The sequence below is a fragment of the Wolbachia endosymbiont (group A) of Andrena fulva genome, assembly GCF_964026815.1.
GTDB lineage: Bacteria > Pseudomonadota > Alphaproteobacteria > Rickettsiales > Anaplasmataceae > Wolbachia > Wolbachia pipientis.
Window position 1 is genome coordinate 679,730 of sequence record NZ_OZ034701.1, and the last position, 20,192, is coordinate 699,921.

The 20,192-nt window shown below is 34.3% G+C and carries 16 protein-coding genes and 1 pseudogene; 8 read left to right on the forward strand and 9 right to left on the reverse strand.

The genetic code is table 11. The features are described from left to right. The first annotated feature begins 27 nt into the window (after positions 1-27). On the forward strand, positions 28-471 hold the full coding sequence (locus tag AAGD84_RS03360) for a hypothetical protein (RefSeq protein WP_341818148.1): 444 nt from the start codon (positions 28-30) through the stop codon (positions 469-471). Positions 472-1,000: 529 nt separating this feature from the next. Here AAGD84_RS03360 and AAGD84_RS03365 read toward each other — a convergent pair. Beyond that, positions 1,001-1,860 (reverse strand): IS630 family transposase gene (locus tag AAGD84_RS03365; RefSeq protein ID WP_341817957.1). Its coding sequence is split into 2 segments (ribosomal slippage): positions 1,001-1,536 and positions 1,536-1,860, totalling 861 coding nucleotides; the frame shifts between segments, so codons are not numbered across the junction. A gap of 417 nt (positions 1,861-2,277) precedes the next feature. On the opposite strand from AAGD84_RS03365, the gene coxB reads away from it, so the two are divergent. The 5 genes from coxB to AAGD84_RS03390 all read left to right on the forward strand — a co-directional run bounded on the left by coxB (position 2,278) and on the right by AAGD84_RS03390 (position 9,234). Continuing rightward, entirely contained in the window at positions 2,278-3,042 is a 765-nt protein-coding gene (gene coxB, locus AAGD84_RS03370; RefSeq protein ID WP_264723432.1) for a cytochrome c oxidase subunit II, read from the forward strand. 15 nt (positions 3,043-3,057) lie between these two features. After that, positions 3,058-4,608, forward strand: a complete 1,551-nt coding sequence (gene ctaD / locus AAGD84_RS03375) for a cytochrome c oxidase subunit I (RefSeq protein WP_341818149.1) — start codon at positions 3,058-3,060, stop codon at positions 4,606-4,608. A 1-nt stretch (position 4,609) separates the two neighbouring features. Further along, a complete protein-coding gene (locus tag AAGD84_RS03380) occupies positions 4,610-5,497 on the forward strand; it encodes a heme o synthase (protein ID WP_174515960.1) in 888 nt (295 codons plus the stop codon). A 175-nt stretch (positions 5,498-5,672) separates the two neighbouring features. Further along, entirely contained in the window at positions 5,673-6,110 is a 438-nt protein-coding gene (gene rnhA, locus AAGD84_RS03385; protein WP_151807582.1) for a ribonuclease HI, read from the forward strand. Further along, positions 6,103-9,234 (forward strand): AsmA-like C-terminal domain-containing protein, encoded by a 3,132-nt coding sequence (locus AAGD84_RS03390; protein ID WP_341818150.1) that lies wholly within the window; start codon positions 6,103-6,105, stop codon positions 9,232-9,234. The genes rnhA and AAGD84_RS03390 overlap by 8 nt, the downstream gene beginning before the upstream one ends. 105 nt (positions 9,235-9,339) lie before the next feature. Here AAGD84_RS03390 and AAGD84_RS03395 read toward each other — a convergent pair. The 4 genes from AAGD84_RS03395 to AAGD84_RS03410 all read right to left on the reverse strand — a co-directional run bounded on the left by AAGD84_RS03395 (position 9,340) and on the right by AAGD84_RS03410 (position 14,220). Continuing rightward, a protein-coding gene (locus AAGD84_RS03395; protein WP_264705388.1) for an IS630 family transposase occupies positions 9,340-10,199 on the reverse strand; the annotation gives its coding sequence in 2 pieces (ribosomal slippage) (positions 9,340-9,875 and positions 9,875-10,199; 861 coding nt in all). Positions 10,200-10,373: 174 nt separating this feature from the next. Then, on the reverse strand, positions 10,374-11,699 hold the full coding sequence (locus tag AAGD84_RS03400; protein WP_341817859.1) for an IS4 family transposase: 1,326 nt from the start codon (positions 11,697-11,699) through the stop codon (positions 10,374-10,376). Between the two features lie 489 nt (positions 11,700-12,188). Next, entirely contained in the window at positions 12,189-13,838 is a 1,650-nt protein-coding gene (gene groL / locus AAGD84_RS03405; protein WP_264723435.1) for a chaperonin GroEL, read from the reverse strand. Between the two features lie 100 nt (positions 13,839-13,938). Beyond that, the gene (locus AAGD84_RS03410; RefSeq protein ID WP_173862895.1) at positions 13,939-14,220 is read right to left on the reverse strand and encodes a co-chaperone GroES; all 282 of its coding nucleotides are present in this window, start codon (positions 14,218-14,220) and stop codon (positions 13,939-13,941) included. A gap of 186 nt (positions 14,221-14,406) precedes the next feature. Between AAGD84_RS03410 and AAGD84_RS03415 the strand changes: the two genes are divergently transcribed. Both AAGD84_RS03415 and AAGD84_RS03420 read left to right on the forward strand, forming a co-directional pair. Beyond that, complete coding sequence (locus tag AAGD84_RS03415; protein ID WP_264723436.1) at positions 14,407-15,213, forward strand: YgfZ/GcvT domain-containing protein; 807 nt, start codon at positions 14,407-14,409, stop codon at positions 15,211-15,213. Positions 15,214-15,483: 270 nt separating this feature from the next. Then, positions 15,484-16,809 carry an IS4 family transposase gene (locus AAGD84_RS03420; protein ID WP_410541713.1) on the forward strand — a complete coding sequence of 442 codons (1,326 nt, stop codon included), beginning with the start codon at positions 15,484-15,486 and terminating at the stop codon, positions 16,807-16,809. A 10-nt stretch (positions 16,810-16,819) separates the two neighbouring features. Here the strand turns inward: AAGD84_RS03420 and AAGD84_RS03425 are convergent. From AAGD84_RS03425 to yidC, 4 genes and pseudogenes are all read right to left on the reverse strand, one after another. After that, positions 16,820-17,487 (reverse strand): annotated as a pseudogene (locus tag AAGD84_RS03425) (IS630 family transposase); the annotation flags it as partial. 33 nt (positions 17,488-17,520) lie between these two features. Further along, positions 17,521-18,012, reverse strand: a complete 492-nt coding sequence (nusB, locus tag AAGD84_RS03430; RefSeq protein ID WP_341818152.1) for a transcription antitermination factor NusB — start codon at positions 18,010-18,012, stop codon at positions 17,521-17,523. Beyond that, on the reverse strand, positions 18,012-18,440 hold the full coding sequence (locus tag AAGD84_RS03435; RefSeq protein ID WP_006279647.1) for a 6,7-dimethyl-8-ribityllumazine synthase: 429 nt from the start codon (positions 18,438-18,440) through the stop codon (positions 18,012-18,014). The genes nusB and AAGD84_RS03435 overlap by 1 nt, the downstream gene beginning before the upstream one ends. Next, the gene (yidC, locus tag AAGD84_RS03440) at positions 18,418-20,127 is read right to left on the reverse strand and encodes a membrane protein insertase YidC (RefSeq protein WP_077188570.1); all 1,710 of its coding nucleotides are present in this window, start codon (positions 20,125-20,127) and stop codon (positions 18,418-18,420) included. Before yidC ends, AAGD84_RS03435 begins: the two co-directional genes overlap by 23 nt. Positions 20,128-20,192: the final 65 nt, after the last annotated feature.

A 20,192-nucleotide genomic window follows, 5' to 3' on the forward strand; every position in this document is an offset into this window, starting at 1 on the left:
GCGTATGGTTATTGTTACTATCAAAACATGTCTGAAAAGGGTGATCTGTATTGCAGTGATAAAAATGATATTATTCCTAGAGACAAGAATTTGGCAACACCGGAGTTATATAAAAGAACAAATAATAAGAAAAATTCAATATGGAGTTATAGCAGTAGAGGCTCTGATTTTGATATAGGCATGATGTGCAATAAGATTCAATTTATCAGTGGTAGTCTTAAGTCATTTGATGATACTAGTGAAATAGATCTTTTAGATCAAATACAGAAGGTTCAGCATGGACAAGAGGCTGCAGATAATCTTCAACTATTTAATAGAGCTCTTAAGTATCCTAAAAACAATACGACTAGTACAAATAGAGAAATAGAAAAAGTAGCATCAAAACTAGGTGATTTGAAGCCATTAACAAGTAAGGATTATGACAATGCTGTGCAACAGGTACGTTCAGCTTTTTCTCCCCCAGCTACTTAACTTGATCACGAAAAGTGTTCAATAAACCGTACGCGGCCAAGTTAAGGAAAAGTGTGACTTAAGGCTGAAAAACCAACCTTTGTACTCTTGCCGCGCTCTGCAATACCGGAAAAACTTTGTTTCTTATGATCTTTTTGGCTGGCAAACTGCAATAAAAGTTGAATCTATTGCATTTTTAGTATTCGAATAAACAGCATTAATTTTGATGAAGTAGATCTAATTTTAAAAATAAACGTTTTCGACCGGTAATTGCGTTTCTAAGACTATTCTGTGATTTTATGTACTCCCTTATTTAATGAACGGATGTGGCATACCTTAAACCCTAGCAAAAGGCGCTTCCAATTAACTCTTATTACAACAAACCTCTATGGTCTCTTGTGAACCCAAAAATAATCGTTGTTTTGTAGAGTGCAAATTTATATAGAAGTTAGATTTATGTAAGTTAGTTGAAGAAAATAGGAGATTACCATTAAATCCTTAATAGGTAGGCCAAAGATATTATAGCATTTCTCATAATAGTCCGAACAGGTCATAGGAAGGCAGAATCAACAGCACGACGAAAGGATTCGAATAGAGGAATGTTTTTCCTGGCTCTGTTTTTTATAGCAAACCAATGATGCTCAATTTTGTTGAAATCTGGAGAATAAGGCGGCAGATACAAAATTTCTGCACCAACCCCTTTAGCAAGCTCGATAATCTTATCAGACTTATGAAAAGTAGCATTGTCAAGAATGACAGTCTGTCCAGGTTCCAAGATCGGTGTCAAAAATTGCTCAAACCATCCATTAAAAACATCCATATTACAGTGGCCTTCAAAGGTTAACGGAACAACTATCTTTCTTCCACTTAAGGCTGCAACCATACTGATTCGTTGAGTTTTCTTTCCAGATTTTAAGGCATAAAACCGCTGTCCTTTCTGGCAATATCCGTAGGGGTAGTCTTCGGTGTTATCAATGCCAGACTCATCTATATACACTAAGTTTTTAGGTTCTTTTGTCGCTATAATTTTCAAAAATTCAGCACGTTTTTCTTCGTTTCTTTCCTTGTATCCATATGTCTTTTTTTGCGCGTAAATCCAATTTTTTTAAGGGCTCGATAGATCGTTTGGATACTAATGTTGTTCCAAAGTTTAGCCATTTCCGATAGAGTCTTTCCTCCGTGTTCTCTGGCAAATTTGGCAAAGGTATCCCAGTCGGTAATTTTGTGATTGTAACCCCCATTTCCAAGTTTTTTTGATTGAAAGTCTCCTGTTTCTTTTCTTCTTTGCTGCCACTCCCATAAAGTAGTTCGTCCAATCTTAAATCTTGCTGCCACTGTTTCTCTGCTTTCTCCTTCGTCTAGCGCTTCCATTGCTTTTTTTCTTAAATCATAACTATATGCTGCTGGCATTCAACCTCCTTATCATCATCTACCCTTATCCTATCACATCCGGACTTTTATGGAAAGAGCTATATAATGAAATAAAGAAACTTGTAAGACTTTGATCTTACAGATTATAAACTTGTCATAAAGTTTAATAGTGTCTGTTACTGCTTTTAGGTGTGAGGCTAGAGGGTTATTAGCAGTAACAGACACTATTAAACTTATTATAGAATTTACTTAAAGTAAATACTTAATTTAAAATATTATAATATTTTTACTTACAATAGATTTATGTAAATGCTTTTTTCCTCAATTAGTATTGTACTATTATACTTGTTGAATGCTAAAAAATTATTAACCATCACTAATCTCTATTTGCATAGTAAGTTTATATATACTATTATACAGTATATCACTTAGTTTTATAGCAAACAAACAAAAGATATGGTGAAGTTATTTGCACTATTGATAATATTTTACTCAAATATATCTGTTGCCTCTGCTCCTACTTCCTGGCAATTTGGATTTCCTGCTCCTGCAACTGAAGTAATGGAGGCTGTAGTTAGGTCACATTCGTTTGTGATGCTTGTGATGGTTACAATAATGCTTTTTGTGTGGGCGCTGCTTGCTTATATAGCGTTTCGCTTTCGTAAAAGCAAAGTAACAAACATAAGTAAAACTACCCATAGTGTTCCTTTAGAAATTATTTGGTTTGTTATACCAACTATCATTGTTGGAATATTAGCCTTTGAAAACGCTAAATTACTGAAGCTACAGGAAGAAATACCGAAAGCTGATATAACACTGAAAGTTATTGGCCATCAATGGTATTGGAGTTACCAATATCCAGAATATCAAGGTGTGTCATTTGATAGTTATATTAAGGGAAAAGAAGACTTTATCGAAGGAGATTTAAAGCTATTCTCTGTTGATAACAACATCGTTTTACCCATTAATACTAATGTTCGTTTACAAGTTACAGCAGGAGATGTGATACACAGCTGGGGAGTACCGGCTTTTGGTGTAAAAATTGATGCGATACCAGGTAGGCTGAATGAGGCGTGGTTTAATATCAAAAAGCCTGGTGTTTATTATGGGCAGTGCTACGAATTGTGTGGTCAAGGCCATGGATTTATGCCAATTGTTGTTGAAGCAGTAAGCAAAGAAGATTTTAATAAGTGGATTGAAAATAGAAAATTAGTGAGTTAAATTTGGAGTATAGATATGAGTGACGTACCAAAGGGCATAAAGCGTTGGTTGTTTTCCACCAATCATAAAGATATAGGGACACTGTACATTATTTTTTCCATATTAGCTGGAATTATTGGTGGATTATTATCGGTGATTATTCGCACTCAGCTAATGCACATTAATATACTTAACAATAACTATCAATTATATAACGTAATGGTTACAGGGCATGCGTTGATAATGGTGTTTTTTATGATAATGCCAGCCCTCATGGGAGGATTTGGTAACTGGTTTGTACCTCTCATGATTGGCGCACCAGATATGGCATTTCCTCGTATGAATAATTTGAGTTTCTGGTTATTAGTGTCATCTTTTATTTTGCTCATTCTCTCAGTGTTTATTGGTGAAGGTCCAGGTACAGGTTGGACTTTATATCCACCTTTATCACAGGTAATGTCCCATCCAAGTGCAGGAGTTGACATTGCTATACTTGCACTTCATGTTGCTGGTATGTCGTCAATTGTTGGGGCGATCAACTTTATAGTTACTATATTTAACATGCGCACAAAAGGCATGTCATTAACTAAGATGCCACTGTTTGTTTGGTCTGTCTTGTTAACAGCATTTATGTTGATTGTTGCCTTACCAGTGCTTGCCGGTGCTATAACTATGCTTCTTACTGATCGCAATATTGGTACTTCCTTTTTTGATCCTGCCGGTGGCGGCGATCCTGTGTTATTTCAACATCTATTTTGGTTTTTTGGTCATCCAGAAGTTTACGTAATTATTTTTCCTGCATTTGGCATCATAAGTCAGATTGTATCAACTTTTTCTCACAGATCTGTATTTGGTTACATAGGGATGGTTTATGCAATGATAGGTATAGCAGTATTTGGCTTTATGGTTTGGGCTCACCATATGTTCACTGTTGGGCTTAGTGCTGACGCTGCTGCATTTTTTAGCACTACCACAATTTTTATCGGTGTTATAACTGGTGTAAAAGTCTTTAGCTGGATTGCAACTATGTGGGGTGGAGCAATTGAGTTTAAGACCCCTATGCTATTTGCACTAGGTTTTATTTTCATGTTTGTTGGCGGTGGCATAACGGGAATAATTCTTTCTCATGGTGGAATAGATAAACTCCTGCACGACACCTATTATGTTGTTGCTCACTTCCATTATGTCATGTCACTTGCTGCATTATTTGGAGCTTTTGCTGGCTTTTATTATTGGATTGGTAAAATGTCGGGTAAACAATATAATGAGCGCTTAGGTCAAATCCACTTTTGGCTTACTTTTATTAGCACCAATATCACTTTTTTACCTCAACATTTCTTAGGATTAGCTGGTATGCCAAGGCGTATACCTGATTATCCTGATGCGTTTATCCCTTGGAATTATATATCCTCAATTGGTTCGTATATGTCCTTTGTTTCAGTTATGTTTTTTGTGTTTATAGTTATACATCTTTTTAAATGGGGCAAGAAAGCTGGAGATAATCCTTGGGGAGGTGACACCTTGGAATGGACGGTATCTTCACCACCGCCTTTTCATACTTTCGAAAAACCACCAGTGGTAAAATAGAATGTACACAAGTGTTTTGCTAAATGTTGAATCAACAATACTGGATTTTTGGCGTTTGCTGAAGCCAAGGATAATGTATCTTGTGGTATTTACTGCAGTTGCTGGTATGGTTACTGCACCAGGTAGTATGCACCCTTTTCTAGCACTAATATCTCTTATATGTGTTGCTCTTGGCTCAGGATCTGCAGGTGCTATAAATATGTGGTATGACAGAGACATAGATCTGCTCATGGAAAGGACAAAAAACCGCCCTATACCCTCAGGTAGAGTTTCTGCAGAAAGTGCGCTTGAATTTGGTATAACTCTTGGAATATTGTCAGTATTTATCATGGCAATAGCAGTAAACTATATTTCTGCTGCTTTGCTTGCTGTTAGCATATTATTTTACGTTTTCATATATACAATTTGGCTAAAAAGGCGTACTCCGCAGAATATCGTTATCGGTGGTGCAGCAGGTGCTTTCCCTCCAATGATTGGCTGGGCAGCTGTGACTAATTCTGTAAATTGGGAAAGTTTCATTTTATTTTTAGTAATTTTTATGTGGACTCCACCACACTTTTGGGCCCTATCTTTAAATAAGTCTGAAGACTATGCAAAGGCATCGATTCCAATGTTCAATATTGTTTATGGTCCGGAAAAAACAAGAAAATATATATTAATTTATAGTGTCTTGCTGGTGCTAACTAGCTTGCTTCCAGCTCTATTCTTGAAAAAGGCTTTACTTTATCTAAGCATGGCAATTTTTGCAGGTTGCATCTTTATTTGGTACGCTATATCAATTCTCAGATTCAAGAACCACAACTCACAGAAACAAATGTTTTCTTACTCAATTTCTTATCTATTTTCCCTATTCGCCAGTATTATTTTTTGTTCTATTGATTTATTTTAGTTATGAAAGAACGGCAGAAACATAAAAACTATTTTTTCCTTTTCCTTTTGGTAATGCTCGTTGTCACACTTTTTTTTGTTTCTATAATAAAATTTAAAGGTGCAGCTTAAACTACCTTTAGAAATTGTGCTTTCATAAAAGCAACTATATACTTTGTTAACCGATATAAACAAAGATGAGTAAAAAAGAAGTGACAATATATACGGATGGGGCGTGTTCTGGTAATCCTGGAGCGGGAGGATGGGCAGCTATCATATTATTTCAAGATTACAGAAAAGACATTTATGGTAGAGAAGAAAATACCACAAACAATAAAATGGAGTTAACAGCGGTGATCAATGGGCTGAAAGTATTGAAATTTTCTTGTAATATTAATTTATATACGGATAGTCTTTATGTTAAGCATGGCATAACAGAATGGATAAATAAGTGGAAAATGAATGGCTGGAAAACAAGTAATAAAAAATCAGTAAAAAATATGGAATTGTGGAAAGAGCTAGACAACGTTGCTTCACAACACGAAATTGATTGGAAGTGGGTTAAAGCACACAGTGGCGATAAGTATAATGAGGAGGCTGATAGTTTAGCAAGAAAAGCAATAATCGATGCTTAAAAAAATTACTATATTATTTTCCGTAGCTTTATTATTCATATTGTGCTTCTTTATTTTTTTTAAGCCTTTAGAAATCAATATTAATTATATTGATTTTTATGTTAAACATAAAATATCAAAAATATTTGTTGGCTCAAGCGTTAATATGGAGAATACCTCAGTTGTTTGGCAGAAAGATGGCAAAGATCCGTATTTAGTCATTACGGATTTGGCAATAGCAAACCCTAATTTTACTATAAAAGTTCCTGAGCTTTTTGTACATTTTAAGTTAAGTTCCTTATTTAAAGCTAGCACAAATCTCTCTCAGGTTTCAGCTGATAATGTGCATGTATGTATCAAGAGAGAAGAAACTAATGTTAATCCGCAAAACTCATTAGACCTTTTGGATAATCATTATTTAAGTAGTAACCGCCTTCCTTCGGTGTCATTCCAGCGCGTGACGCTGGAATCTAGAAAAAAAGAAACAAGTAGTCAAGCTACTTGGATGACAAGGACGAGTGCTGGGATGACAGGAAAAAAAGATACTGGGATGACAGGGAAGAATTTCAAGATGACAGAAAGTAGTGCAAAAAATCTATTAAAAACAATAAGGGAATTTTTTTTTGACTTAAATGCGGATTCAAAAATTGAATTTACTAACATCGCTATTGATAAAAGCACAGAAGATGAATTTTTTATTGATAAATTATATATAGGGAAGGGGGAAGATTTTAATGTTTTAGATATTCATGTGAATACAAAAGATGGAAAGGGATTTTTGGATGATTTATCAATTACGATAAAAAATCGCAACAATTTGCTAAATGTGTACGGGACATTTTATGATCTAAAATTGGGACTATTGAGCAAGTTTTCTACATTAGTTAAAAGCTACAATTTGGACAAAAATATAGGATTCAAAGGAAGCTTCTCAGTGAAAATTAATAAAAAGGATGAAATTGTAGATGGAAATATATACGTATTAAATACAGAAAATTATTTGAACAAAAATTTGGCCTTAACTAATGTAAATATAAATTTAACATATAGTAATGGAATTATTAGTGTAAAAAACTTCCATTTTAAGTTAAATGACACGTATCTCTCTTTAATAGGCAAAATGAACTTTGGTACAAGTCATGCTTTGCTTAGAATTAATATTAGTAAGTTTGCTGCAAAGGATTTATGTACTTATATACCAGATAGTGTAGTAAATAGTAAATTTAAAAGCTGGTATTGTGATAATATTGATGGGGATGTTTTAAATACCATTGTAAGTTTCAATGGCAAAATTAACAATTTGGTTGATGACGATCTGTCAGACATTGTAATTGTTGCTGATATAGAAAACGGTAGCGTAAAATTTGATGAAGATTTTGAGCAAGTAAAGGAATTAAAGGGTGATTTGATCATCAAGAATAACGATCTTGAAATTACTGTAAATAGCGCTAAGTTTCAGAATTTCACTGTTAATGGTGGTGATATTGAAATGAAATCTCTAAATAAGGAAGATTCAGTTCTAACCATTAATGGCAAAGCTGTAAGTGATGCGTATGGTTTATATGAGCCTATAAGATTTAAGCTGGATGATGTGGTGAAGGTTGAAAGGGATAAAGTAAGTGGAATGGCAAAATCCGTATTTAATTTTCGCATTTTTAATCTAAATGCTGATGACAAAAAAGTAGACTTCTCAGCAAATTTTCATTCTGAAATTGACAATTTGGCCGTCTATAATGCAAGTCTTGGTAAATATGATATTAAGCTTAGTTTTGGCAGTGACTTTATAGATTTAAATGGTAGTGGTATGGTGAATAACACACAGCTATTATTTGACCTGAAAAGTAGCAATAGGAATGAAAGTTTCGCCTGGAATTTGACCGGAGATTTACCCGCTCAAATACTTAATTTTGATGAAAATATAGGTGGCTATGTCAATACAAATATAGAATCGGTGATAAATCAAGATAAGACGGGGCATGTTAATGGTAATATGGATTTATCAGAGCTTGAATCACGTTCAAGTTATTTAGGATGGAAAAATCGTTTTGAAGATCACAATAAAATTTTGTTTTCTACAAGGTTAAAAGGAGCAGGTGAATTGTTAATAGACAAATTAGATGTTGTAGGAAATGACCTAGATATAAAATTCAGCGGAAGAGTAGAAAATGGAAATTTATATTTAAATTCTAGTAGTTTTAAATTGCCTGATAATGATTTTAGTATAGAAATTGAATCAGGTAAGGAAAAAAATGCCATAACTATTTATGGTGAGGAAATTAACTTAAGTGATATTTTAGGCTTGCTTGGCAAAAACAGTAATGGATTAAACAAAGATATAGAGATTAGTATGAATGTTGACAATGTAATCATGAAAGAAGGCATCGTTATCAAAAATGCTAAGCTGAATGTAACCTGTACTAAAGGTAATTGCGATGGAAGTCAATTTACAGGACAGTTTCTAGAAGATAGCAGCAACATACTAGCGGAATACAGTGGAATAGGGCTCGAAATATATGCGGATAATGCAGGTATACTTTCGCGTTCCTTAGGCATTAGTAAATCAATTAAAAACGGCAAATTGTCTTTTTATATCTCTCCTCAGAGAGAAAGTGGAGAACATTATGGTACGTTATCCATTAGCAATTTCTACATCAAAGATGCTCCACTACTTACTACTTTATTGTCGATGTCTTCATTGCCTGGTATCGTAAATGCCATAAAGAACGAAGGTGTATACTTTTATAAATGTAATGCACCTTTCTCATACAAAGATGGCACTATTGAAATTGAAGAATCTTGGCTTGAAGGGGCGGAGTTAGGTATTAGCACTGGTGGTAAGCTCGATATTAAAGATTATAAATTCCAGGTTGCAGGACAAGTAATACCAGCATATTCAATTAATAAATCTTTGTTAAAAATTCCTATAATTGGAAAACTTCTTACTGGTGGGAAAAGTAGGGGAATCGTTTCAATAGACTATAAAGCAAGTGGTGATGACAAAAACAATAACGTATCTGTTGATCTTATCTCTTCGCTAACTCCAAACCTATTAAAGAGGTTATTGGGAGTGTTTGATCGCATTATGACAAAAACTAACGAAAGTGGCTTAAAAGGTGGTGTGAAAAAGAAATTTGGTTCGATATGACCAAAAGGGAAGTTATTTAACAAAATTATGGACAAAAATGCAAGAATTTCAGAATGATCTACCTGGTTTTTTATTTATAGCATTTCTCATAATAGTCCGAACAGGTCATAGGAAGGCAGAATCAACAGCACGACGAAAGGATTCGAATAGAGGAATGTTTTTCCTGGCTCTGTTTTTTATAGCAAACCAATGATGCTCAATTTTGTTGAAATCTGGAGAATAAGGCGGCAGATACAAAATTTCTGCACCAACCCCTTTAGCAAGCTCGATAATCTTATCAGACTTATGAAAAGTAGCATTGTCAAGAATGACAGTCTGTCCAGGTTCCAAGATCGGTGTCAAAAATTGCTCAAACCATCCATTAAAAACATCCATATTACAGTGGCCTTCAAAGGTTAACGGAACAACTATCTTTCTTCCACTTAAGGCTGCAACCATACTGATTCGTTGAGTTTTCTTTCCAGATTTTAAGGCATAAAACCGCTGTCCTTTCTGGCAATATCCGTAGGGGTAGTCTTCGGTGTTATCAATGCCAGACTCATCTATATACACTAAGTTTTTAGGTTCTTTTGTCGCTATAATTTTCAAAAATTCAGCACGTTTTTCTTCGTTTCTTTCCTTGTATCCATATGTCTTTTTTTGCGCGTAAATCCAATTTTTTTAAGGGCTCGATAGATCGTTTGGATACTAACGTTGTTCCAAAGTTTAGCCATTTCCGATAGAGTCTTTCCTCCGTGTTCTCTGGCAAATTTGGCAAAGGTATCCCAGTCGGTAATTTTGTGATTGTAACCCCCATTTCCAAGTTTTTTTGATTGAAAGTCTCCTGTTTCTTTTCTTCTTTGCTGCCACTCCCATAAAGTAGTTCGTCCAATCTTAAATCTTGCTGCCACTGTTTCTCTGCTTTCTCCTTCGTCTAGCGCTTCCATTGCTTTTTTTCTTAAATCATAACTATATGCTGCTGGCATTCAACCTCCTTATCATCATCTACCCTTATCCTATCACATCCGGACTTTTATGGAAAGAGCTATAGTTGTTTAAGTAATACCACTCCCTTTAACCTCTCTATATTTGCTGAACAACTAAAAAGGGTAGGGGGGTGGTTGTAAATTGTATCTGTTCAGCAGAGCATACGCGTCAAGTTAAGAGATTGTGAGCAAATTTAGAGAGGTTAAAGTGGATACTCTAGCCCTTCTACGTTTGTCTTTTAATGAAAATCGCGACCAAGTTATAGTGAGTTTTTTAAGAAATACTTTTAAACTATTAATCTTGGTTAATACTAAAAATAACTCTCTAACCCGTCTTTTTAGCTCAATAAATGCCTTTGTTAAGCTAAGTTCTGTATTCTTTTTCACTTCTGTGCAACCAACTATGCCGTGAAATATAAGAATTGCGCACAATTTAGCATATAGTTCACATAATACTCTGCATGGCTTTCCTTTTAGCTTATCAAGTCTGATATGGCTTTTATACAATTTAAATAATAACTCAATTTGCCACCTTACTCTGTAAATCGTTAATACTTGCTCAGCACTAATTTTATTTTCTGGAACATTAGTTATAAATATTGACCAGTTCAACAATTTTTGATTTCTTTTAGAGGATGTATATCCCTGCGATCTTGCTAATCTATTAGCTTTCCTTCTTCTGGCTATAGACTGTTCTTCAGTTAGTTTCTGACATATAATTCTTACTCTAATTTTTGCTTCTTTTCCTAACAATACCTCGTTTTCTAAAAATAACTTATCCTCTAAACATTCTAATAACTCCATTTTTTGATTTGTTTCTACATCATATACGTTGGTATCGGATTTATAACGACTTATGAAATAAGCTCCTATTTCATTGATTTGTTTAAAAGAACTTGGCACAAAATAACCGAGATCAGATATTAGCAAATCATTGCTTGATATATTACTTAAATGTTTCCTATATCCCTGGTCTGATCTTATTCCCTCCGTTAAATTAAGTTGGTCTATTATCTGATTCATGTAATCGAAAACTAATTGTAACTTTATTCCAGACTTAGTATTGCTTTCATAGCCACTGTAGCTAGTACCATAACCTTTATACATCTCTTCCATACTGTTAGGTAGAGTAATATAGCTACTGTCCAATAATTTAACACTATTAAATTGCTGTAAGATTTTGCAATCAACTTGCAAGATATTTTTAAAGAGAACCACAGATTCATTATACATCCTTTTCATAAATTCCACTGCTTCTTCAGTAAATCTAAAATCCAAACCTTGTTTTGTTATATCTATCGAGTCCTCGTTTAGTAATTGACACATTGTTTCTACGCTACAATTATCAACTCCTATATTACCCAAGACCATGGCTTTTACGAATGATGAACCTTTTAGCTTTCTCTTTCTTTTTATAAACCTTGTTGTAATTGAGATTTTCTCTGCTTTTTCATTAAAAAATTCTTTGAGCTTTTTTGATAAGCAAGTTATTTTATTCATTGGTTCTCTCACTAAAAGTATATCTGGGAGAACTTATACCTTATTATTCTATCTCTTTCATACCTTTATTTCCTTAACTTGACGCGTATGGTTCAGCAGAGTGGCAAAATAAGGTAGACGAGAAAAGACAACTATAGGAACAAATGGGTGTCATGCCAGTGCGTGACACTGGTTTCCATCCAAAAGGGTGTCATTCCAGTGTCAGCTACTTTCATGACATCGTTTACTATGTGCCATATTGTAATGTTCGTACAGTTGTGGAATGAATCGCGGTATGACGTGTTGCTTGGGTCAGCTATAGTATAAATATACTAGGGGTTATAGTTTTCTTATGCTGCCTTTTTGTTATTAGACAACCACAATATAAAGGAGTGAAACGGATGCAAACAGTAGTGCATTTCTGCACCAAACGTATTACCTTTAACGAATAGTAAAATGTGAGATTTTTTGGAACTACCGTGGAGCAATTGCTCCACGGTTTCATTCTACTTAGAATCCACCCATGCCACTCATTTCTCCTGCACCCATAGGAGATGAAGCATTTTCTTTGCTTGGTACATCAACTATCATAGATTCAGTAGTAATCAGTACACTCGCAACAGATATCGCTGTTTCAAAAGCAATGCGCACCACTTTTGCTGGATCAATCACACCAGCTGTAAATGCATTAGCGTAATTCATAGCCTCAACGTTGTATATAAGCTCTTTATCATTCTGCTTAATCAAATAGTCAATTATAACAGCAGATTCAAGACCAGCATTTTTAACTAACCTTCTAATTGGAGCACTGAGAACTTTCTTGATAATGTTTATGCCTATTTGTTCCTCGTCACTTGCACCTTTTAATTTGTCGAGAACAGATGAAGCATAAAGAAGCGCAACCCCACCACCTGGAACTATACCTTCTTCAATTGCAGCTCTTGTTGCATGCAGCGCATCTTCGACTCTATCTCTACGTTCTTTAACTTCCACTTCAGTTGCTCCACCAACTTTGAGCACAGCAACGCCACCTGATAATTTCGCTAAACGTTCTCTTAGCTTTTCTTTATCATAATCAGAAGTTGAAGTTTCAATTTGAGATTTAATCTGCTCGATTCTAGCTTTCACACTGTCAGAATCGCTATTTTCGCTGACAACTGTGGTATTATCTTTAGTAATTTTAACATTTTTAGCCGTACCAAGATCATCAAGCGTGAGATCTTCCATCTTGATTCCAAGTTCATCTTTTATGACGTACTTAGCACCAGTTAAAGTTGCTATGTCTTCGAGCATCTCCTTTCTTCTGTCACCAAAACCTGGAGCTTTTACTGCAGCAACTTTTAAACCACCACGCAATTTATTGATAACTAAAGTGCTTAATGCTTCACCTTCGATATCCTCTGCAATAATAACCAAAGGTTTACCAGATTTAACAATAGCTTCAAGAATAGGAAGTAAAGGTTGAATAATATTTAATTTTTTCTCTGTAATTAATAGATAAGGATTATCAAGCTCCACGATCATTTTTTCATTATTTGTAATAAAATACGGAGAGAGATAACCGCGATCAAATTGCATGCCAGTAGTCAGCTCAACTTCTAACTCTTTTGAACCTTTACTCTCTTCAACAGTTATTACACCCTCTTTTCCAACTTTTTTCACGGAATCAGCGATACTGTTACCTATATCCTTATCACCATTTGCAGAGATTATTGCAACTTGTGCCACTTCGTCTATTTTCTCTAGAGAAATTGTACGAGACATTGACGCAATTTCCTTTAATATTACATCTTTTGCCTTCTGTATTCCGTTTTTAATACCAACACGATCGTTTCCAGCAGCAATTGACTTTGAAGCTTCCATTATCATGTTGCTAGTTAGTATTGAGCACGTTGTTGTACCATCACCAACTTTATCGTTACATTGAGAACAACTTTGTGCAAAGATGCTTGCTATCGCAGCGTTTAATGGTTTTTCAGGCTTGATACCCTTCATCACCTTATAACCATCTTTTGTAATTTCTGGTGCTCCATAGGGCTTATTAATCCCTACTGTTTTTCCTCTAGGTCCTGCAGTTATTGCTACTGTTGAATCCACTATTGCTGCAACTTCACGAAAGGCTTCTTGCAACTGCTCACCTGATACTACTACATTAGTCATTTTTATCACCTCTTGTTAATAAAAAATTTAGAAAACTATAATAAAATCATTTACAATGCGCTATGTTGCGCTTTGTTTCAGTTTAGTAAAATAAAGACTGCTACTTAATGACAGCAAGTATATCGGACTCTTTCATCACGATAAGCTTCTCATTATTATGTTCTATTTCTGTACCAGCCCATTGGCGATAGAACACTTTATCACCAGCTTTCACAGTTAAAGTTACGCGTTCGCCACTTGAATTGCGTGAACCTTCACCAATTGCTATAACTTCACCTTTAGTAGGTTTCTTTTCAGCACTTGATGGAAGCACAATTCCACCTTGCTTTTCTTCGCTAATAGGCTTGATCAGCACGCTATCATCTAATACATTTAAACTTATACTTGACATTTGTTTTTCCTCATCAACAAATTAACTTATAAGTTTATATATATATACTCGTAAGTTAGATTTCAAGGGCTGGAGCTTGTAAAATATGCACGCCATTATAAAATATGCACGCCAAAAGCAGTTTCTAAAAGAGCCTAATGTTATATAATAAAATTTAGATTTATTTATAGAGATTTCATGAGTTATATACCATTTTTAAGTCGTGGTGTGATAGTGCTATATGGGCCTGACACTAGAGATTTTCTGCAGGGTATTATAACCAATGATATTAATAAGTTGGATAGCCAAAAAGCCATTTACTCTTTATTGCTTAGCCCTCAGGGAAAATATCTATATGATTTTTTTCTTATTGAATATGGTAAATACACCCTCTTGGAGTGCGAAAACATGCACTTGCAGCAAATAATCGAGAAACTGGATTTGCTTAAAACTTATTTGAAAGTGAAAATTAAAGACGTTAGCGCACTATATAAGGTTGGAGTTTTGTTTAATACTAAGTTGGCGGAGTGTAGTAGTGAATCACAAGTTATTTTTCAAGATCCAAGGCACAAGCTGCTAGGAATGAGGATCATACATAAAGATGAAATAAAAGAGCCGGTTGGGGATTTTACTCAGTATGAAAAAGTCAGAATTCAAAATCTCGTTCCAGATGGAGCGAAAGATATGGTGCAGAATTCATCGTTTCCGCTGCAATTTTTAATCGATAAAGTAAACGGTATAAGCTTTAATAAGGGGTGTTATATAGGTCAGGAAGTTGTAAATCGAATGAGCAGACAAGAAATATTCAGAAGAAAACTTTACCTTGTTGAGGGGGATAACGCACTTCCAGATATTGGCACTAAAGTGACAAATGAAAACAATGAGGAAATAGGGGAACTGCGCTCTAGTGTAGACAACGTTGGATTTGCATTGCTTAATACTGGAAAGAGCCATGCAAATTTATATGCAGATGGAGTTAGGTGCGTTAAGACTTTGAAGTCTTAAGGTAGCGCATATAGAAACGAAAAACTTGCTTGACACCCTTTGCCAGCGCCCTTATCATAACAGTGAAGCTATTTCATTTAACTTCGCAATCTGTGCAGATTAAAACGACAAGGACTCCTGATATAATGTTGAACATTTTTTTTCTGCATTTCCTGGAATGTTCAAAAAAGCATACGCGTCAAGTTAAGGAAAAGTGTAAGTAAAGTTGATAGAGTGAAGGAAAATAATAAGGTATAAATTCTCTTGGATATATGAATGAGAGAACTTACAATGGACAGAATAGCTTGCTTATCAAAAGACCTCAATGAATTCTTTAATGAAAAAGCAGACGAAATATCAATTGCAGTAGGTTTTATAAAAAGAAAGAGAAAACTTAATGGCTCATCATTCATAAAAGATATGGTTTTTGGTAACATAGGAGTTGATGATTGCAGCATAGAAACAATGTGTCAATTACTAAACGAGGACTCGATAGATATAACAAAACAAGGTTTGGATTTTAGATTTACTGAAGAAGCAGTGGAATTTATGAAAAGGATGTATAATGAATCTGTGATTCTCTTTAAAAATATCTTGCAAGTTGATTGCAAAATCTTACAGCAATTTAATAGTGTTAAATTATTGGACAGTAGCTATATTACTCTACCTAACAGTATGGAAGAGATGTATAAAGGTTATGGTACTAGCTACAGTGGCTATGAAAGCAATACTAAGTCTGGAATAAAGTTACAATTAGTTTTCGACTACATGAATCAGATAATAGACCAACTTAATTTAACGGAGGGGGTAAGATCAGACCAGGGATATAGGAAACATTTAAGTAATATATTAAGCAATGATTTGCTAATATCTGATCTCGGTTATTTTGTGCCAAGTTCTTTTAAACAAATCAATGAAATAGGAGCTTATTTCATAAGTCGTTATAAATCCGATACCAACGTATATGATGTAGAAACAAATCAAAAAATGGAGTTATTAGAATGTTTAGAGGATAAGTTATTTTTAGAAAACGAGGTATTGTTAGGAAAAGAAGCAAAAATTAGAGTAAGAATTATATGTCAGAAACTAACTGAAGAACAGTCTATAGCCAGAAGAAGGAAAGCTAATAGATTAGCAAGATCGCAGGGATATACATCCTCTAAAAGAAATCAAAAATTGTTGAACTGGTCAATATTTATAACTAATGTTCCAGAAAATAAAATTAGTGCTGAGCAAGTATTAACGATTTACAGAGTAAGGTGGCAAATTGAGTTATTATTTAAATTGTATAAAAGCCATATCAGACTTGATAAGCTAAAAGGAAAGCCATGCAGAGTATTATGTGAACTATATGCTAAATTGTGCGCAATTCTTATATTTCACGGCATAGTTGGTTGCACAGAAGTGAAAAAGAATACAGAACTTAGCTTAACAAAGGCATTTATTGAGCTAAAAAGACGGGTTAGAGAGTTATTTTTAGTATTAACCAAGATTAATAGTTTAAAAGTATTTCTTAAAAAACTCACTATAACTTGGTCGCGATTTTCATTAAAAGACAAACGTAGAAGGGCTAGAGTATCCACTTTAACCTCTCTAAATTTGCTCACAATCTCTTAACTTGACGCGTATGGTCAAGAATGACAGTCTGTCCAGGTTCCAAGATCGGTGTCAAAAATTGCTCAAACCATCCATTAAAAACATCCATATTACAGTGGCCTTCAAAGGTTAACGGAACAACTATCTTTCTTCCACTTAAGGCTGCAACCATACTGATTCGTTGAGTTTTCTTTCCAGATTTTAAGGCATAAAACCGCTGTCCTTTCTGGCAATATCCGTAGGGGTAGTCTTCGGTGTTATCAATGCCAGACTCATCTATATACACTAAGTTTTTAGGTTCTTTTGTCGCTATAATTTTCAAAAATTCAGCACGTTTTTCTTCGTTTCTTTCCTTGTATCCATATGTCTTTTTTTGCGCGTAAATCCAATTTTTTTAAGGGCTCGATAGATCGTTTGGATACTAACGTTGTTCCAAAGTTTAGCCATTTCCGATAGAGTCTTTCCTCCGTGTTCTCTGGCAAATTTGGCAAAGGTATCCCAGTCGGTAATTTTGTGATTGTAACCCCCATTTCCAAGTTTTTTTGATTGAAAGTCTCCTGTTTCTTTTCTTCTTTGCTGCCACTCCCATAAAGTAGTTCGTCCAATCTTAAATCTTGCTGCCACTGTTTCTCTGCTTTCTCCTTCGTCTAGCGCTTCCATTGCTTTTTTTCTTAAATCATAACTATATGCTGCTGGCATTCAACCTCCTTATCATCATCTACCCTTATCCTATCACATCCGGACTTTTATGGAAAGAGCTATAACTGCATCTTTTGCCTTATCCAATAACCCATTAATAAAACCAATTTCGCTTGGTTTATCAAGTAAATCAGATGCAATGTTAGTATATTCATTAATGACAACTGGAACTGGCGTATCACAATTAGCTAACTCACATATTGCAACACGCAAAATAGATAAGCTTATAAGATTTAACCGTGAAAGGGACCAACTTGGGTGTAAATAAGACTCTATTATTTTATCATATTCTTCACTGCTTTTTATAACCTTATATAACAAGTTTTCTAAGAACTGATGTTCAAATTCTTCACATTCAAATATATCTTTCAACTTATTTATGTAGTCCTTAAGCTCACAATTTTCCAGTTTAAAAGTGCTTTTGTTGTAACCTACGAAAATATTTGAATAAGCAATTTGTACAGCAAGAAATCTTGCCGTGCTTCTTTTTATGCGCCACTTTTTATCTACTGGTTTTTCCTCCATTATTTTAATTTATTGTGTAAATCTATCATACGCAAAACAGTTGAGGCTGCATGGCCACCAACGTTCTTTTTGTTTTTATCAGCTCTAACTAGTGCTTTATCTTTGCTGTCAGCGGTAATTACACCCATACCAAGGGGTATTGCATAATGCATAACAACCTCATTTAAGCCTTCAATTACTCCTTTACAAACATATTGATAATGATCGGTTTCACCGCGAATTACGCACCCAAGAGCTAAATAACCATCATAATTAGTATGCCCACTCTTGACTGCAAAAAGAATTGTAGCTGGTATCTCAAATGTACCAGGAACCTCAACTACATCGTAACTGGCATTACTGCCTTTTAATTTATCAATTGCACCTTCAAGCAAAAGGTTCGCTATTTCAGTATAATAAATCGAATTAACTATTAGTATTCTCGACATTTACTACCACTTTTTTTGTTAAAAACAACTTTATTAATGACTGTTGAATTAGAGTTATAATATTACTAAATATCCAATATATTACCAGGCCGGCAGGAAAAGAAGAAAAAATAAAGACAGAAATGTAAGGTAAAAACTTCATAACATTTACTTGAATATCATCTTTACTGGTTTGATCTTTCTCACTTAGCTTCTGCTGAATTATCATGGTGGCACCGAAAATTATAGGTAAAATGCCTATAGAAATAGGAAAGTTATAATTAAACAACCCAAATAATGTAAAGATGTTCGTTGGGTCAGGAGCTGAAAGATCCTTAATCCATAAAAAAAAAGGAGCATGCCTCATCTCTATAGTAACAAATAATACTTTATATAGAGCAAAAAATACCGGTATTTGTATTAGCATGGGAAAAATGCTCGACATTGGATTTACGTTGTTTCTCTTAAACAATGCAATTGTCTCTTTATGCTGCTTTAAGCTGTCATTTTTATACAACTCTTTTACACGAGTTAGCTCAGGCTGCAAGCTTTTCACCTTGAACATTGAAACATATGATCTATTAGATAAGGGAAGCATCAAAAGTTTGATTACTAAAGTCAGCAATAATATTGCTAAGCCAAAATTCTTTAAAACGAAGTTAAAGTATTCAAGCAGTAAAAACACTGGTTTAGTTATAAAGTAAAGAACACCAAAATCTACAGCTTTATCAAACAAAGGTATATTGAGAGTATCCTTATAAGAATCCAGTAAATTCAACTTTTTTGCTCCAGCAAAAAAATAATTCACATTAGAAGTGCTTGCACCAGGAAGTATACTCTTATAAGACTTAACAAAATCTACTTGAAATTTATCAATATCATTAGCGTTAGTATGTTTAATGCTTACATTTATTTTATCAGATTTTTCAGGTATGATGGCTGTGAGCCAGTATTTATCAGCAAAACCAAACCAATTTTTTTCACTCGTGCTTGCTTTTATTAAATGTTTTTTGGAAATATCCTTATATGTCCACTCCTCTAGTTTATTATCAAATGCACCCAGTACTCCTTCATGGGATATCCAATAAGATTCGTTGATATTGTCACGTTTACGGTTAATTTTACCATAAGGAACCAAAACTACATTATCCTTTGTATTATTTTCAACAACTTGCTCAACTTTAAACATGTAATTATCGTCGAGGTTAATTTTCATTCTAAATAAAATGCCATTCTCATTGTCCCAAGATAAATTGACCTCTTTTTGATTAAGTTTATCTGCTCGCCAGACTGCTTTAGAATCTGGAACTTTAATCTTGTTACTCGGATCGAGCCACCCAAATTCTGCAAAATATACATCTTTTGATTCTGCAGGTGACAGTAACACCACTTGTGGAGAAGAAGAACTCGGTTCTAAGTGGTAATTAGTTAAAATTAAGTCATCAAACCTTGCACCTTTCAGAGAAATTGATCCTTTAATCATGTTATTGGTTAAACTAACCCTCTGTTCTCGAGTAGAATTAATAATTTCAGAACGATTTTGGTATATTATAGGAGCAAGGTCGTTAAAAGATTCGATATGTTCAATATTTTCAATCAATGGCTGGTTTTGGTTTGTACTAAAAAAATTATCATAAATAATACGCCAAGACACCATGATTAACATGGAAAGGATAGCTGCCAAAATTAAACTTTTTGCTTCTGACATGAAATTAAATCAAACATATCTTCTTAAAGTGTATACTAAATATTGTACTAAAACAATGAAATTTA